The organism is Rhodococcus sp. PvR044 (assembly GCF_040548995.1).
Classification (GTDB): Bacteria; Actinomycetota; Actinomycetes; order Mycobacteriales; family Mycobacteriaceae; genus Rhodococcus_G; species Rhodococcus_G oryzae.
Genome location: NZ_JBEPSX010000003.1, coordinates 58,110 through 76,049 on the forward strand (window position 1 = coordinate 58,110; position 17,940 = coordinate 76,049).

Here is a 17,940-nt window from a genome sequence, read left to right on the forward strand (position 1 = left end):
GAGATGACGGTCGCGCAGCTGCGCGAATGGCTGCGCAACTGGGTTGCCGAGGCGACCGGGCAACCGGTCGATCAGATCTCGGATGACCGTCCGATGGAGGAATTCGGGCTCTCGTCCCGGGACGCCGTCGCTCTGAGCGGGGAGATCGAGGAACTCGTCGGCATCACGCTGAACGCCACGGTCGTCTATCAGCACCCCACGATCGCCGCGCTGGCGACCCTGATCATCGAGGGCGAGCCGGAGGTCCCCGACGAGCCCGAGGACGCGGCGTTCTACGCGGTCAAGGACACCTCGCAGTCGCACGACATCGCGATCGTCGGCATGGCCAGCCGGTTCCCCGGCACTGGTCACAACCCCGACGAGATGTGGCGGCTGCTGATCGAGGGCCGCGACGCGGTCACCGAGCTGCCGGAGGGTCGCTGGTCGGAGTTCGCCGCGGACTCGCAGATTGCTGAGGCGATCGCGAAGGCCAACACCAGGGGCGGCTACCTCGACGACGTCAAGGGCTTCGACGCGGAGTTCTTCGCGATGTCGCCGCTCGAGGTAAAGAATGTCGACCCGCAGCAGCGCTTGGCCATGGAGCTCACCTGGGAGGCGCTCGAGCACGCCCGCATCCCGGCGAGCGAGCTCAAGGGCGAGCAGGTCGGTGTCTTCATCGGCAGCTCCGCCAACGACTACCAGCTGCTCGCGGTCAGCGACCCGGTGCACGCGCACCCGTACGCACTGACCGGGACCTCGACGTCGATCGTCGCGAACCGGGTCTCCTACTACTTCGACTTCCGCGGACCGTCGATCGCGATGGACACCGCGTGCTCGTCCTCGCTGGTGGCCGTGCACCAGGCGGTGCGCTCGTTGCGTTCCGGTGAGTCCGACCTCGCCCTGGCTGGCGGCGTCAACATGCTCGTCGCGCCCGCCGCGACCCTCGGTTTCAACGAGATCGGAATGTTCGCTGAGGACGGCAAGATCAAGGCCTTCTCCTCCGACGCGAACGGCATCGTGCGCGCCGAGGGCGGCGGCCTGGTCGTGCTCAAGCGGCTCGAGGACGCCGAGCGCGATGGCGACGACATCCGCGCGGTGATCGCCGGCTCGGCCGTCAACCAGGACGGCCGTTCCAACGGCATTGTCGCGCCGAACCCCGACGCGCAGGCCGCCGTGCTGAGGCTGGCGTACCGCGACGCGGGCATCGCCCCGTCCGGCGTCGACTACATCGAGGCGCACGGCACCGGCACCATCCTCGGCGACCCGATCGAGGCGGACGCGCTCGGCCGCGTCGTCGGCCGCGGCCGTTCTGCGGACCGGCCGGCCCTGCTGGGCTCGGCGAAGACCAACTTCGGTCACCTCGAGGCCGCCGCCGGCGCCGCGGGCCTGATCAAGGTCGTGCTCGCGATGCGCGAGGACAAGCTCCCGCCGTCGCTGAACTACGCGGGCCCGAACCCGTACATCGACTTCGACAAGGCGCACCTGCAGGTGATCCCCGAGGCCACCGACTGGCCGCGGTACACCGGCCGCGCCGTCGCGGGCGTCTCCGGCTTCGGCTTCGGCGGCACCAACGCGCACGTCGTGGTCCGCGAGTACGAGGCGCCTGCGGCGCCCGTGAGCACTTCTGGTCCGGATGGGGACCAGAAGGACTCACAGGCCACGGAGTCGCTCGATGTCGAGACGGAGGCCGCGGGCGTGCTCGCCGACGCCGCCGAGTCGATGGGCGTCGAGCCGGTCGTTGTCGCCGAGCAGCCCGAGGCCGATGCCGATGCGGAGCCGATGCCGGTGCTGCTGGCCGTCTCCGCCTCGATGCCCTCGCGCCGTCGCCGCGCCGCCGCCGACCTGGCCGACTGGCTGGAGACCGAGGCAGGCAGCACGACCCCGCTCGAGGACGTCGGCCGCACGCTGGCCCGCCGTAACCACGGCCGGTCCCGCGCGGTGGTGCTCGCACGCACCCGCGCCGAGGCCATCACCGGTCTGCGCGCGGTCGCCGCGGGCAAGCCCGGCCAGGGCGTGCTGTCCGCGGACGCACCCGCCTCCAACGGACCGATCTGGGTGTTCTCGGGCTTCGGCTCGCAGCACCGCAAGATGGCCAAGCAGCTCTACCGCGGCAACGCCGTGTTCCGGAAGACGGTCGACGAGGTCGACGAGCTCATCGAGTACGAGGCCGGCTACACGATGGCCGAGAAGTTCCTCGACGACTCGGTGGACTACGACGTCGAGACCGCGCAGGTCGGCATCTTCACCATCCAGATCGGCCTGGCGGCGGTGCTCCGCCACCACGGCGCCGACCTGGAGGCCGCGGTCGGCCACTCGATGGGCGAGGCGGCCGCCGCCTACGTCACCGGCGGGCTCTCGCTCGAGGATGCGGTCCGGGTCATCACCGCCCGCTCCCGGCTGATGGGCGAGGCCGAGTCGACGCTGTCCGGCGACGACATCCGCCTGATGGCGCTCGTGGAGTACAGCGCCGCCGAGATCGAGGCCGTGCTCGGCGACTTCCCGCATCTCGAGGTCTGCGTGTACGCCGCGCCGACCCACACCGTCATCGGTGGCCCGCAGCCCGAGGTGGAGGCCATCGTGGCCCGCGCCGAGGCCGAGGAGAAGCTCGGCCGGATCCTGCAGACCAAGGGCGCCAGCCACACCTCGCAGGTCGACCCGATCCTGGGCGAGCTCGCGGCGGAGCTGGCAGGCATCGAGCCGCGCAAGCTGAAGGCCGGGCTGTACTCCTCGGTCGACAAGGAGACCTTCTACCGCGCCGGGCATGACCCGGTCCATCCGGTCGAGTACTGGACCAAGGGCCTGCGGCACAGCGTGTACTTCACCAACGCGGTGCGCCTCGCCGTCGACGCCGGGCACACCACGTTCGTCGAGCTGGCCCCGAACCCGGCGACGCTGATGTCGGTCGCGGCCACCGCGTTCGACGCCGGGCTGCACGACGCGCAGCTGATCCCGACCCTCAAGCGCAAGGAGGACGAGGAGCTGGGCGTGCTCAGTGCCCTCGCCCAGCTCTACGTCCACGGCCACCCGGTGAATCTGCCGTCGCTGTTCGCGGACGGCGGCTACGCGGACCTGCCGCGGACCGCGTTCCTCCGCAAGGAGCACTGGCTCGACATCCGCATCTCCTCGGGCGGCAACGCCCGGGTGCCCGGTGCGCACGTCTCGCTGCCCGACGGCAGGCACGTGTGGGAGGTCGAAGCCGCCGCGGTCTCCGACCTGAACGCGCTGGCGACCGAGGCCGCCGCGCAGGTGCTCTCGGATGTGGTGCTGACCGCCGCCGTCGCGCGCGGCGAGGTCCCGGCCGCGGGCACGCTGACCACGACGCTGAACCCGCACCCGGGCGGCGCGTCGCTGCAGGTGCACGCCAAGACCGCGGACGGCTTCGCGCTGCTGCTCGACGCGGTGGTCACCGCGGGCGAACCGCTGCCCGAGCTCGTCGTCGCCGCGGCAGCTCCGTCGCCGCGCTCCAGCTCCCCGATGGAGGAGTTGCCCGAGGTGGTCGAGTCCTTCGGCGACCGTTGGGACCCGAGCAGCTCGCAGTCGATGGAGGAGCGGCTGGCGTTGATCGTCGCCGAGTCCATGGGCTACGCGCCCGAGGACCTGCCCGCCGAGATCCCGCTCATCGAGCTGGGGCTGGACTCGTTGATGGCGGTGCGGATCAAGAACCGCGTCGAGTACGAGTTCGACATCCCGCAGCTGCAGCTGCAGGCGGTCCGCGACGCGAGCCTGCGCGAGGTGGAGAAGTACCTGCGCTACGCGATCGACAACCGTGAAGAGGTCGCCGCGCTCGCCGAGAAGCAGCGCGTCGAGAAGGAGGCCTCCAACGCGGCCGCCGCCGAGGAGGAGGCGCTCGCCGACGAGGACACCAGCCCCGTCACCGAGGCCGAGGCCATCGTCGCCGCCGCCGCCGAGCAGGCCGCCCCGGCGCCTGTCGCGGAACCCGAGACGAAGGTCGACGCCCAGCAGGCGACGGCGGAGGCGACAGGAACCGATGTGCCCCCGCGTGACGCCGCCGAGCGGCTGACGTTCGCGACGTGGGCGGTCATCACCGGCCAGTCCGCGAAGGGCATCTTCAACACCCTGCCGGTGCTCGACGACGAGACCGCCGAGAAGCTGGCGGCCCGCCTGACCGAGCGTGCGGGCGGCGAGGTGACCTTCGACGACATCCTCGACTCGGAGACCATCGAGCAGCTCGCGGAGAAGGTGCGCGAGCACCTCGAGGACGGCGTCCGCATCGACGGGCTGGTCCGCACCCTGAGCCCCCGTCCCGAGGGATCCACCGCGGTGCCGGTGTTCGTGTTCCACCCGGCCGGTGGCTCGACGGTGGCCTACGAGCCGCTGCTCAAGCGGCTGCCTGCGGGGACCGCGATGTACGGGCTCGAGCGCACCGAGGGACCGATCGAGGAGCGTGCCAAGGCCTACCTGCCGCTGGTCCGCGAGATCCAGGGGGACGGCCCGTACGTGCTGTACGGCTGGTCGCTCGGCGGCGTGCTGGCGTACGCGGTGGCCAAGCTGCTCCGCGAGGAGGGCGCCGACGTCCGGATCGTCGGACTGATCGACACCGTGATGGCGGGCGAGAAGGTCGAGGACACCCCGGAGGAGATCAAGGCCCGCTGGAAGCGGTACTCCGCCTTCGCCAAGAAGACCTACAACGTCGACGCCCCGCTGCCGTACGACAAGCTGGCGGCGGCCGAGTCCGACGAAGCGCAGATCCAGATCCTGATGGACCTGCTGAAGATGAGCGGGACCAAGATCCCGGGCGGCATCCTCGAGCACCAGCGCACCTCCTGGCTGGACAACCGCGCCATCCAGACCGCGAAGCTCGAGCAGTACGACGGCGACGTGGTGCTGTACCTGGCCGATCGCTATCACGACGACGCGATGGCCCTCGAGCCCGCGTTCAGCACCCGGCAGCCGGACGGGGGCTGGGGCGAGTGCGCGAAGAACCTGGAGATCGTCCACGTCGGTGGCGATCACATCCAGATCGTGGACGAGCCGTACATTGCCAAGGTGGGGGCGGACCTGACCAAGAAGCTGGCCGACATCGAGGCCGAGAATCGGAGCAACTGAGTGAGCACCACTACGGCCGAGAAGCTGGCGGACCTTCGCGAGAAGCTCGAGCTGTCGAAGGCGCCTGGTAACCCGAGGGCCATCGCGAGGCGCAAGGAGAAGGGCCTGCCGACCCCGCGTGAGCGCATCGACATGCTGCTCGATCCGGGCAGCTTCGTCGAGGTCGGCCAGCTCGCCAGGATGGCGGGCGATCCCAACAACCCGTACGGCGACGGCGTCGTCACCGGGCACGGCACGGTCGAGGGCCGTCCGGTCGCGGTGTTCTCACACGACCAGACCGTCTTCGGTGGCGCGGCGGGCGAGATCTTCGGCCGGAAGGTCTCCGCGATCCTCGACTTCGCGATCAAGATCGGCTGTCCCGTCATCGGGATCAACGAGTCCGCGGGCGCGCGCGTTCAGGACGCGGTCGCGTCGGTGGCCTGGTACGCGGAGATGGGCCGCCGTCACGAGCCGCTGTCCGGGCTGTGCCCGCAGATCTCGATCATCCTCGGCAAGTGTGCCGGTGGAGCCGTCTACGCGCCGATCAACACCGATGTCGTGATCGCCACCGAAGAGTCGTACATGTTCGTCACCGGTCCGGACGTCATCAAGTCCGTCACAGGCGAGGATGTCAGCCTCGAGGACCTGGGCGGTGCGCGGAAGCAGGCCGAGTACGGCAACGTGCACCACGTCGCGGCCGATGAGAAGGCCGCGTTCGAGTGGGCCCGCAAGTACCTGAGCTACATGCCGTCCAGCTGCACCGAGAAGCCGCCGATCGTCAATCCCGGCCTGGAGCCGGAGATCACCGAGGACGACCTCACGCTCGACACGTTCATGCCGGACGCCGACAACGCCGGCTACGACATGCACGACGTGCTGCTCAAGATCTTCGACGACGGCGATTTCCACGAGGTCCGCAGCCAGAGCGCGCAGAACATCATCACCGGTTTCGCCCGGGTGGACGGCCGCCCGGTCGGCGTGGTCGCGAACCAGCCGATGTCGCTCTCCGGCGCGCTGGACGCGTCCGCCTCCGACAAGGCCGCGCACTTCGTGCAGGTCTGCGACGCGTACGACATCCCGCTGGTGTTGGTCGTGGACACCCCGGGCTTCCTGCCCGGCGTCGAGCAGGAGAAGGTCGGCGTCATCAAGCGCGGCGGCCGGTTCCTGTTCTCCTACGTCTCGGCCACCGTGCCGAAGGTGACGGTCGTGGTCCGTAAGTCCTACGGCGGCGGGTATGCGGTCATGGGTTCCAAGCAGCTCGGGGCCGACGTGAACTTCGCGTGGCCGACCGCCCGGATCGCCGTGATGGGCGCGGAGAGCGCGGTCGCGGTGATCGGCCGCAAGCAGATCGAGGCGGCGGGCGAGAACGCTCCCGCGGTGCGCCGCCAGCTGATCAACTACTACAACGAGCACGTCGCGACCCCCTACGTCGCGGCGGAGCGCGGCTACATCGATGCGGTGATCGAGCCTGCGGCCACCCGCCTCGAGATCCGTAAGGCGCTGAACCTGCTCCGCGACAAGGAGCTCCCGAAGAACCCGCGCAAGCACTCGCTGATCCCGTTCTAGCGCAGGGCGATCGCGCCGCCCGCGGGGCTCACGCCGGATCGACAGGTCCGGCGTCGGGGTCCGCGGCCGGCGTCAGCAACCGCGTCCGCATCAGGTCGAGGACCTGGTCGAGCGCGGCGCGGGTGGGCTGACCGGGCTCGTCGATGAGGTGCTCGGTCAGCACCGAATGCGGGGGCAGCAGCCCGTCCGGGTTCGCGGCGCCGCCGTCGATCTCGACGGCCACGAAGGCGTCGCCGAGCTGTTCGCGGAGGAAGTCGAAGCGTTCGGCCGGTGAGAGACGGTCGGAGTCGAAGCGCAGTCCCAGGACGGTCAGCCCGTTCGCGCAGCGCTGCTTCACCCTGGCCAGGTCACCGGGCGAGATGTCGATGGTTCGCCGTCGGCGCGCGGAGACGGCGAGGGGCAGCGAGGGCTGCGACAGGACCGGGGCGACCAGGACGTCGTCAACGGCCATCGCGAGTGCGTAGCCGCCGGTGAAGCACATGCCGACCGCGCCGACCCCTGGTCCGCCGCACCGATCGTGCTCGTGGGCCGCCAGCGCCCGCAGCCACGTGATCACCGGCGAGCTGCGCCCGGTCGCCAGGATCGTGAACTCGCGGCTGACACAGACCGGGACCATGGTGGTGACCGTGTCGGCCGCTGTCGCGACCCGTCCGTGGGTGCCCGGATCCGGATCCCGGCCGGGGCGCCCGAAAAGGTGCGGAAGCACTGCCGTGCACCCGATCTCGGCGACCCGGCGGGCGAACTCGAGCACCTTCGGGGTGATGCCAGGGATCTCCGCCATGATGATCACCGCCGGACCGGTGCCGCGGCGGTAGATCGCGCGCGTCGTGCCGTCGTGGGTGAAATGTGCGGCCTCGAAATCGCTCAGGTCGTCGTCCGGCATCTACCGAGTATGCGGCCGCCGACCCTCCGATGCGACGAAGACCGGCTCCCCGTGTGGGGAGCCGGTCTTCGTCGGGCGGGCGACTACTTCTCGTACACGCGCATCATGCCGGGGCTCCAGAAGCCGGAGCGTCGCACCTCGCCGGTGTCGACGACGGCGGCCTCAGCCTGTGGGAAGTACGGCGTGTACCGCTCCAGTGCGCCCCAGTCGCGGCCCCAGTCGTCGACCAGGTAGGTCGGCACCGTGGATGCCTCCGCGAGCATCTCGGTCCAGCCGAGCGGTCCGCCGTTCTCGTGGGACTGCCAGGTGTCGGTGGAGCTGACCGCGAGCGGGCGGTCGGGGAGGATGCGGAACCCGGGGACCTCGGCGACGCCGTACTTGTGGTCGAACGGGCGCTGGCAGGGGAACTGCAGGCCGACCGCCCAGTCGAGCAGCACCGGCTGGGTTGTGCCGATGTAGTCGTTGAGCGACTGCAGCTGCGGTACCCGCGGCGGGGTGAACGCGAGCCACTGATCGCCGGTCAGGTTCGGGTCGTTCGCGACGATCCGGACCACGTCGGTGCCGGCGGGCAGCTCGTCGATCGGCACCCGCAGGTTCCGCCAGGACGGTGCCGGGCCGATGTCCTTGGGCAGGTAGGTGCCGAGCGCGGTGATCGTGCCGTCGGCCTCGCGGTGCCCGGACTCGAGCAGCAGCGACTGACCGTAGGTGACCTCGCCGTCCTTGCTCTCCGACCAGATGCGCCCGGCCGCGGAGATCACGACCAGAGGCGACTGCTCGCTGCGGGCAGGCAGTCCGTACCAGCTGGAGGTCAGGCTGGCCGGCTCCTGGATCCCGGTCTGGTAGCTGCCAAGGACCGGGGTGGTCGCGGGGTTCAGGCCGTACGGCAGCTTGACGTTGCTGCCGTTGACGCCGACCGCCCCGGTGCCGCCCTCGGTGCCGGCGCCCGCGCCGGTGGCGAAGTTCGGGCCGACCGTCTGGCCGTCGGTGTTCGACTGGCCGGGCTTGACCTCGGTGTAGTCCGCGGACAGGTCGGTGGGCACGCCGTTCGGGCTGAACCCGGTCGGATCGCTGCCGCCGAGGGGGTTGTTCGGATTCAGGGGAGGATCCGACGGGTCGATGACCGGCTGCAGTCGGCCGGCGTTCGGATCCGCCTCGGTCAGCACGTCGTCGGCCAGACCGCACGGCGACCCGGTGACGGCGTCGATGTTGGAGCGGGCCAGCGAGTACGCCGGGTACTGGGAGACCGCGCCCTTGACCAGCGAGAGCACCTCGAACAGCACCATCAGCGCGGCCACCACCGTCAGCGGCACGGCCGCGAACTTCTTGATGCGCCTGCCCTTCTCGCTGGACGCCTTCACCTCGGTGCCGATGAAGTCCTCGCGGAAGTACTGCCATGCGACGACCAGCACGGCGACGACGAACAGCGCGAGCAACGCCGAGTTCAGCTGCCTACCGCCGAGCGAGACGGTCTTGTCGAACCACGGGATGCCGTAGCTGGAGACGTACCACCAGCCGTTGATGCCGGAGAAGGAGAAGGCGAGCACCAGGAGCAGTCCCGCCGCGAACATGGTGCGGTTGCGGCGCGAGCGCAGCGCGGAGGCGGAGACCGCCACCGCGGTGAGCGCGGCCAGCGAACCGGCGATGCCCGCGTACGCACCGAAGTGGTGGGTCCACTTGGTGGGGTTGAACATCATGAAGAAGATGGTTCCGAACACCACGCCGAGCAGGCGCCACGACGGGCCGACCGCCGCGCCAGGGATCTTCTTGCGGCGCAACAGCACGAACAGCGTGGTGAACAGGCAGAGGATCATCACAAGGAACGCGAACCGGCGGGCCACGGAACCGTCGACCGTCTGCACGAACAGGTAGTAGTACCGGAGGAACTCCTCGTACCAGTTCATGTTCGGGCCGATCAGGCTGCGCACCCGGGTGGCCTCGCGGACGCCCGCGAAGGTCTGGTCGGCGAACACCACGACGAGCACCACGGTGCCCGCCGCGAGCAGCGGGGAGATCAGCGGCCAGGCGCCGACCTCGCGGTGCCTGCGGACCAGGATCCGGACCATCGGCCGGGCGCCGGCCAGCAGGGCCGCCACACACATCAGGCCGGTCGGGGCGGCGCCGAGCGAGAACGCGGCGATCAGGATCGCGACCGCGGCGGGCAGCAGCCTGCCGGTGGCGATGGCGCGCTCCACCGAGCACCAGGTCAGCAGCGCGCCGAGGGCCACGATCGGCTCCGGGCGCAGGCCGTTGTTGTAGGCCATCCAGAACGCGAGGAACACCAGCCCGCCGGTCCACACCGCGGCGGAGCTGTGCCGAACCGCGCGGCCGAGGCGGGGGATCACCTCGCGGCTGATGACCAGCCAGCAGAGGATGCCTGCCAGCAGCGCGGGCAGGCGCATCCAGGGGCTGGCCGTGGAGATCTTGGCCATCGCGGCCAGCACCTCGTAGTACCAGCCGAACGGGGCCTCGGGGACACCGAACCAGCGGAAGTAGTTGGCCATGTAGCCGGCGTGCTCCGACACCCGGGCCATCGTGAGCAGGTAGCCGTCGTCCGCGGTGTTCGCGCCGATGAAGTGCCAGACCAGCAGGACGCCGACGACCGCGCCGTCGACCGGCTTGAACCGCCACCAGTGCGACGGGAAGAAGCGCCGGTGGCCGCGGCCGTCGGTGCCGTCGAGACGGGCGAGCGCGACCAGTGAGGAGATGGTCAGCAGGACCGCGAGCACCATCGCCGCGCTCTTGATCAGCGTGGGGGAGGAGGTGAACCGGGAATCGATGTTCGCCGTCAACGAGAGTCCGGCGGGGGCGGGGCCGTCCAGGCTGGTGAAGACGCCGACCACCTGAGGCCGCAGGTCTCCGGTCAGGGTGCCGGTGACCGGGTTGCCGCCGATGGACAGCCCCTCGAAGGTGGCGGTGGTGCTGTTGATGTCGGAGCTGAAGGTGATGGCCGTGCAGCCACCGGCCTCGACCCGGGCCCGCGGGGCGGATGCGACGACCACGTTGCGGTCGAGCACGTCCACGGTGTCGGCGGTGACCCGCATGAACATCGCGTTGAGCGGGGCGTCCGTGCCCTGCGGCGGGGCGGTGGCCAGCAGCAGGCCGCCCTCACGGGGCAGCTCGCGGACCAGCGCGCACGGCACCGTTGCCTGCAGGTCGATCGGCACCTGGGCCATCAGCGGCGCGTCGACGCTCGCGGCGACCCCCGCCTGCGGCCAGTTCATGGTGGACGTCGTCTGGGTGACCGGCAGGAACGGCGTCGCCAACGCGAACAGCGCACCGAGCAGACCGGTGACGACCGCGATCAGCCGCGCGGTGCGGTACTTCGCTCTGAAGTCGACCGGTGGCGGCGGTGCGGAAATGGCTGGTTCAGGGGCTGTCACGACGTCGGGCACGGTTCACGATGGTAGGCGAGGGTCGGTCGGCGTTCACATCGCTACGGAGAATCTCTGTAATCGGTGATCCACGCCCCCGTGACGCAGCCCTGAACCCCAGCTCAGCGGCCTGGTCGGCCGCTGCGGCGGAGGGATCGGCTGCGATCACGGGGTTCGCGATCGCAGCCGCCGTCACCGCGCCGGGATCGGCCCCGGGTCCCACAGCCCGGAACGGGTCACCGTCGCGGTGTCCACCCGGGCAGGCACCGCGGATTCGTCGAGCGGGGTGAACCGCTCCAGCGAGCCCCAGTCGCGGTCCCAGTCGCGGTCGAGGTAGCTGGGCATCGTCTGCGCGGCGAGCAGCAGGTCGGTCCAGCCGAGAGGTCCGCCGCCGAGGCTGTCCTGCCAGCCGTTGGTGGAGTCGGCGCCGACCCGGTCCGGCAGGATCCGGTACTCGGGCGCCTCCGCGACCCCGTACTCGTGGTCGAACGGCCGCTGGCAGGGGAAGGACAGGCCGACGGACCAGTCCAGCAGCACCGGTGCGCTCGAGCCGACCACCTCGTTCAGCGTCCGCAGCTGCGGCACCCGGGGCGGCGTGACGGCCAGCCACTGCCGCTGGGAGAGGTCGTGGTCGTTCGCGACCAGCCGCACGGCGGTGGCATCGGCTGGGATGTCGGCCATCGGGACCCGGAGGTTCCGCCACGACGGCGACGGGCCGATGTCGATGGGCAGCAGGCTGCCGCGTGCCTCGATCGTCCCGTCGGCTGCGGGGGCGCCGTACTCGACGACGAGGTCCTGGCCGTAGGTGACGACGCCGTCGGCGTCGACGGACCGGATCCGGCCCGCGGCTGTGACCACCAGGATCGGCGCCGCATCGCTCCGCTGCGTCGATGTACCGGCAGAGCCGGTATCCGGCAGCCCGTACCACCCGGAGGTGAGCTTCGCGGTGGACTGCTCGCCGGTCTGGTAGCTGCCGAGGACCGGGGTACGCGCCGGGTCGAGCCCGAACGGCAGCGCCACGGAGCTGCCGTTGATGCCCGTGCTGCCGGTGCCGCCGCCGGTGCCCGACGCGGTGCCGGATGTGGTCGTGGTGGCGTCGCTGTCGATGGTGTTCGCGCCGCCCGCGGCCTTGTTCTCCTCGTCGGCGGTCAGGTCGACGGGGACCCCGTTGGGGGTGAAGCCGGCGTCCGACTCCGCGCCCAGCGGATTGTCCGACGGGCTCACCGGGATGAGCGTGCCTGCGTTCGCGTCGGACTCGACGAGCACGTCGTCGGCCAGCGCGCAGGTGTCGCCCGCGAGTGCCTCGACGTTCGAGCGGGCCACCGAGTACGCCGGATACTGCGCGACCGCGGCCTTGGCCAGGGACAGCACCTCGAAGAGCACCACGAAGGCGGCCGCGAGCGTGAGCGGGGAACCGAGCAGCGCCCGCAGCCCGCGCGGCGGGGCCGCCTGCTCCTCCGGCCGGTACGGGGCCCGCAGGTGCTGCCAGCCCGCCAGCAGCAGCGCCAGCACCGCCAGGCCGAGCAACGCGGTGGAGAAGGCGTTGCCGCCGATGGACGGCGGCTTGTCCCACCACGGCACGCCGTAGCTGGAGACGTACCACCAGCCGTTAGAGCCGGTGAAGGCCAGCGCGAGCAGGAACAGCACGCCCGACGCGAACAGCGTGCGGTTGCGGCGCGAGCGGAGCGTGGCCGCGGCGACCGCGACGGCGGTCAGCGCGGCGATGGAAGCCGCCAGGCCCGCGTACACGCCGAAGTGGTGGGTCCACTTGGTGGGGGTGAACATCATCAGCACCAGCGAGCCGAACACGATGCCGAGGATGCGCCGCGACGGACCGGCGGCGGCGCCCGGGATCTTGCCACCCCGGCGCAGCATGATCATCGCGCAGACGACCAGGCAGAGGATCATCGTGAACACGCCGAACCGGCGGGCCAGCGACCCATCCGGGGAGACGTTCATCAGGGCGTCGTAGCGGTGGTATTCGTCGAACCACTTCACGTTCGGGCCGACCAGGGTGCGGACCCGGGTCGCCTCGAGCACGGTCGCGAGGGTCTGGTCGGCGAAGACCACGGCCAGCACCAGGGTGCCCGCCGCGGCGACCGGCGCGAGCAGCGGCAGCCACCCCACCTGGCGGGCCCGCGTGACCAGGATCGCCGTGATCGGCCGGGCACCGACGATCAGCGCGGCGACGGCGATCACCCCGGTCGGCCCGGCCGCCAGCGAGAACGCCGCGATGAGCACGCCGACCGCGGCGGGCAGCAGCCTGCCGGTGGCGATCGCGCGTTCGATCGAGCACCAGGTCAGCAGCGCGCCGAGCGCGATGATCGGCTCGGGTCGCAGGCCGTTGTTGTAGGGCAGCCAGAACGCGAGGAAGACCAGTCCGGCGGTCCAGATCGCGATCCGGTTGTGGCGCACCGCGTTACCGAGGCGCGGGATCACCTCGCGGCTGATCACCATCCAGCAGAGGATGCCTGCGAGCAGCGCGGGCAGGCGCATCCACGGGCTGGCGGTCGAGATCTTGGCCATTGCGGCCAGCACCTCGTAGTACCAGCCGAACGGGGCCTCGGGGACGCCGAACCAGCGGAAGTAGTTGGCCATGTAGCCGGCCTGTTCCGACACCCTGGCCATGTTCAGCAGGTAACCGTCGTCGGAGGTGTTCGCGCCGATGAAGTGCCACAGCGCCAGGGTGCCGACCACCAGACCGTCGACGCCGGTGAACCGCAACCAGTGCCGGGGCAGGAAGCGGCGCGCCGCGCGGCCGTCGGTGTTGTCGAGGCGGTGCAGCGCGATCAGCGCGATCAGCGTGGCCAGCGTCCCGACGACGATCGCGAGCAGCTTGAACACCGTGGGGCTGGAGGAGAACCGCGAATCGATGTCCGCGCGGACCTCGAGGCCGGCGGGGGCGGTGCCCCCTGTGCCGTTTGCGGCGGCGCCCTTGAGGTCGCTGAAGATGCCGACCATCTGCGGGCGCAGGTCGCCTGCGACGTCGACGCTCAGCGGCTCGCCGGCGTCGTCGGTCAGCCCGGCGAAGGTGGCGGTGGTGTGCGCGGCGTCCGAGAACACGGTGATCGCCGAGCACTTCGCGGCGACGTCGGCCAGCGGTGCCGAGAGCAGCACGCTGTTGCGCAGGATCACCTGCACCTCGCGGCCGGTCTCGCTCGCGGGATCGCCCGCGACCTTGACGGTGAGGCCGTCGAGCTCGGCGTCCGCCGCCTGCTTCGGGGCGGTGGAGAGCAGGACCTGCCCGTCGGGCGGTAGCTGCGTCGCCACCGCGCACGGGATGTGCGCGCTGAGGCTGAGCGGTTCGTAGCTGACCAGCGGCGCGGACACGCTGGTCAGTGCGCCGTTCTGCGGCCAGGACACGCTCGCGGTGGTCTGCTTGACCGGCAGCAGCGGGGTGAGGACGGCCAGCAGCAGCCCGGCCAGACCCGCGACAACCGCGATCAGGCGGGCGGTGCGCAGGGAGGTGCGGTCGGCTGGCGTGGATTCAGGCGCGTCGGACACAAGGTCCGATCGTATGGGACGGCGCCCGGGTCAGTGACCCGCGGCGACCAGGGCGCGCACATCCCACACCCAGACGTCGTCGGCGGCATGGCCGCTGTCCCGGAGCAGCTCGCTCACCGTCTCGCGGAGCACCTGACGGTTCTTTCCCGGCGGGAGCACTAGCACGTCGGCCCGCCAGAACCTCAGGTCCGCGACCGCCTGCGCGCGCAGTTCGTCGGTGATCGTCGGCGCCGCGCCGGTCTTGTCCACCTGGGCCAGCAACAGCGCCGTCGGCCGATCGTCCGGGCCGTACTTGGCCTTCTTGGCGGCGCCGGCCGGTCCGACGAAGTAACCGCCCGCGAGCGGGAAGCCGAAATCGGCCTTGGCCTGCCAGGACAGCGCGCGCGCGTCCTCGGGCCTTGGCAGCGGGACCGTCACGACGGAGCCGTCGTCGACGTATCCGCGCCAGGTCCCGTCGGCGAAGAACTCGGGAGCGGGTTTGCGGTCGACCGCGGGGAGCGGCATCGGGGTCAGCGGCAGCAGTGCGAGCACCAGACAGATGCACCAGGGCACCAGCGTCGCCCGCTCGCGGACGGCCCGGTCCGTCGCCATCGCCAGCAGCAGCGCGATGGCGGGGACCGCTCCCATCGCGAACCTGGTCTCGAGCACCGATTCGAGCAGCGGGACGTGCTCGAACCAGGCCCACGGCAGGGTGATCCCGGTCTTGTTCCGCCCGACGGTCAGCTCGGACCCGAGCGAGAGCACGCCCATCGCGAGCGTCGTCACCGTCGCCGCCCGCGCGAGCGGTGAGCGCCACAACCAGGCCGACGCCGCGGCGACGAGGGCCAGCAGGGGCCAGCCGAAGTAGGCGTTCTCCTCGGTGGCGCCGATCGAGACGTCCTGCCCGGGGTTGGTGCGCCCGCCGAGCGACTGCTCCGGGAACTGCAGCAGCGCCTTGAGATCGTTGCCCATCGCCCCGTGGTCGATGACCCGGTAGCTCTGCGGCCCGAAGAACTGCCACCACAACGGGATCGCGGTGATCGCCAGCGCGATCGCCGCCGCGAACAGCAGCGGCCGCCACGCGGACCGCACCGCGGCGCCTGCGAGCCGCGGCCGAAAGGCGAAGTACGCCACCGTGAACACGGCGAAGGACATGGCGCAGATGAGCAGCGGTTCCTCGCCGAGCAGGATCTGCGCCGCGACCAGCAGTCCGAGCGCGATCGTGGTCCGGACGCCCGCACCGCGGCTGAGCCGGATCACGCAGCCGAGGATCAGCGGCAGCAGCGCCAGCGCCACGAAGTTCGGGTGACCGTTGGCGTGCGAGATCATCCCAGGGGCGAACCCGCAGAACAGCCCGCCGACGGCCGCCGCGGCCCGCGACCGCACCGCGAACCGGGACAGCAGCCAGTACCAGGCGAAGGCGGTCCCTGCCAGGCCCGCGGTCAGCACCAGCGTCCAGGTCGCGGTCGGGCCGAACAGTAGCGTGACGGGCGCGAGCGGGATGCTGACGCCGAACATGGCCGTGTTGGCCATCAGGTTCACGCCATCCGGGTAGTTCTGCAGGAGCGTGCCCAGGGGGTTCTCCAGCCGGGTGACCGAGTGCGCCGCGACCGCGAAGAACCACTCCCACATCCGCTGGTCCTGGCCGCTGCCGGTCAGGTAGCCGACGGTGGGGGAGCGCCACTGGCGACCGAGCACCACCATCGCGAGCGCGGTGAACCCGAGCGCGGCGGCCACGTCCGGCCCGGCCCGGTGTCCCCGCAGGCGCCCGACGACGGCGCGCGCGGACCTCGGTGTGGTCGAGGTCCTCGCGGGATCCGCCAGCATCGGTGCCTGGGGCATTGCACGTTCCTGTCCGTCGGCGGGCCGACGGATTGCCGAGCCCTTGGCCCCGGCCACCGTACTCACCGGCCCCTGTGAGGTTCCTGTCGGCGGTCGGCCGGGCTCAGGACCGGGCAGCCACGAAGCGGTCCATGCAGCGCTCCGCCACCGCGGTGATCGTCAGCGCCGGGTTGACCATCGCGGAGGACCCCGGCAGCAGGGCGCCGTCGACGACGAACAGGTTGGAGTAGCCGTCGACCTGGCCCTCGTGGCTGCACGCCCGGCCCATCACCATGCCGCCGAGGCCGTGCCACGTGCACCCGGAGCCGAAGTCGCTGAGCCGGGTGTAGATCGGGATCCCGGTGGCGGGCGAACCGAACCGGGTCTCGGTCCGCTCGTGGAAACGGCCTGCGAAGTTCCGCCCGCGCGCGTCCACGTTGCTGTTCGACTCGCCGAACGGGTAGTTCAGTTCCGCTCGCCCGGTCGCCGGGTTGTAGTCGATCGAGCCGCGTTCGTCCGAGATGACCTGGATCAGGTTCGCCATGTTCGAGCCGCCCGCGATGTCCGGGAACGGCGACGCCTCCCAGGACATCGAGATCGGGCCGTCCGGATTGTCGTCGTCGTACATCACCGCGACGCCGGGGCCGCCCTGCTTGGCGCCGCAGTCCCGGCGCAGGAGTCCGCGGGCGATCAGGAAGTCGCCGTTGTTGCCGTATCCCTTGCCGACGTGGTCGTTCAGCCGGGTCAGCGAGCCCTTCGCCTTGGCGGTCGCGAGCAGCGCGGAGGTGTAGTACGAGCCGGCCGCCATGAACACGTAGTCGGCCACGAGCGTCTGGTGTTCACGCACCGCGCCGGACTCGTCGATCCGCTTGACCACGACCTCGAACCGGTCCTGCCCGGAGATCTCCCGGATCTCGATGACCTCGTGCAGCGGGAGGATCGTCACGTTCCCGGTGGCCTCGGCCTCGGGCAGGTAGTTGCGGTCGACGCTGTTCTTGGCGCCGGAGTTGCTGCCGTACGGGCCCTCACCGATCGAGTACGACGCGGGGGTGCGGCCGGCGAGCTCCGCGCGGACGACGTCCCAGTCGACGCAGAAGTCGTGCAGGACGGGCTCGCCGCCGAAATCCTCGATGTAGTCCAGCCAGGCTCGCGCACCCCGGTAGGCGGGGTTCGCGAGGAGGTCCGCCGGGAGGGGCGAGGTGCCGAGCATCTTCTTGGCGCGCGGGTAGTACGTCCGGTCGAGCTCGTCGTAGTCGATCTGGGCGGGGAAGACCGTGGCGAAATCCTTGCGCCGGGGCTGCGGCGTGAACGCGCCGAACGCGAGCGAGCCGCCGCCGACCCCGACGCCGTAGATGGCGTCGATTCCGTTGCCGTACACCCGGTCGATGAGGCCCGGGTACCGGGCGATGGACTGCAGCCGCGTCAGCTGGTTGATCGGCGGGTGGTCGGCGAACCACGCGGATCGGCCGTCGGGTTCGTTGATCGTGCAGAAGGTGGTGCCGTCCGGGTTGACCGGCCAGCGCCTGCCGCGCTCGAGGACCGTGGTCCGGACGCCGGCCTGGCCGAGCCTCAGCGCCGCGACCGCGCCACCGAATCCGCTGCCGACCACCACGGCGGTCTTGCCGCTCAACGCCGTTGGGGAGGCGCCCGCTCGCGCGGCGGTGAGGGGCCCGAGGGCCGCGCCCGCGGCCAGCGCGCCGACGCTCAAGGCGGCGCCGCGCAGGAGGGACCGGCGGTTCGGGTTGGGTTGCGGTGCTCGCTCGTCGATGGTCACGTCGGCAACCTACGCGG

The 17,940-nt window shown here is 71.0% G+C and carries 7 protein-coding genes; 2 read left to right on the forward strand and 5 right to left on the reverse strand.

The genetic code is table 11. From position 1 onward, the window contains the following. The first annotated feature begins 3 nt into the window (after window positions 1-3). Together pks13 and ABIC28_RS08770 are read left to right on the forward strand one after the other, a co-directional pair. Window positions 4-5,046, forward strand: a complete 5,043-nt coding sequence (gene pks13, locus ABIC28_RS08765) for a polyketide synthase Pks13 (protein WP_354578821.1) — start codon at window positions 4-6, stop codon at window positions 5,044-5,046. Next, window positions 5,047-6,591 (forward strand): acyl-CoA carboxylase subunit beta, encoded by a 1,545-nt coding sequence (locus tag ABIC28_RS08770; protein ID WP_269590398.1) that lies wholly within the window; start codon window positions 5,047-5,049, stop codon window positions 6,589-6,591. Window positions 6,592-6,619: 28 nt separating this feature from the next. On the opposite strand, the gene ABIC28_RS08775 is transcribed toward ABIC28_RS08770, so the two are convergent. The 5 genes from ABIC28_RS08775 to ABIC28_RS08795 all read right to left on the reverse strand — a co-directional run bounded on the left by ABIC28_RS08775 (window position 6,620) and on the right by ABIC28_RS08795 (window position 17,917). Continuing rightward, window positions 6,620-7,474, reverse strand: coding sequence for a dienelactone hydrolase family protein (locus ABIC28_RS08775; RefSeq protein WP_097214126.1), 855 nt, complete (start codon window positions 7,472-7,474; stop codon window positions 6,620-6,622). 83 nt (window positions 7,475-7,557) lie between these two features. After that, entirely contained in the window at window positions 7,558-10,866 is a 3,309-nt protein-coding gene (locus tag ABIC28_RS08780) for an arabinosyltransferase domain-containing protein (RefSeq protein ID WP_354578472.1), read from the reverse strand. 171 nt (window positions 10,867-11,037) lie between these two features. Next, window positions 11,038-14,349, reverse strand: coding sequence for an arabinosyltransferase domain-containing protein (locus ABIC28_RS08785; protein ID WP_257017821.1), 3,312 nt, complete (start codon window positions 14,347-14,349; stop codon window positions 11,038-11,040). A gap of 30 nt (window positions 14,350-14,379) precedes the next feature. Continuing rightward, window positions 14,380-16,170 carry a glycosyl transferase gene (locus ABIC28_RS08790; RefSeq protein WP_097214124.1) on the reverse strand — a complete coding sequence of 597 codons (1,791 nt, stop codon included), beginning with the start codon at window positions 16,168-16,170 and terminating at the stop codon, window positions 14,380-14,382. Between the two features lie 103 nt (window positions 16,171-16,273). Beyond that, window positions 16,274-17,917: a GMC oxidoreductase gene (locus ABIC28_RS08795; protein WP_097214168.1), complete on the reverse strand. Its 1,644-nt coding sequence runs from the start codon at window positions 17,915-17,917 to the stop codon at window positions 16,274-16,276. Window positions 17,918-17,940 lie beyond the last annotated feature (23 nt).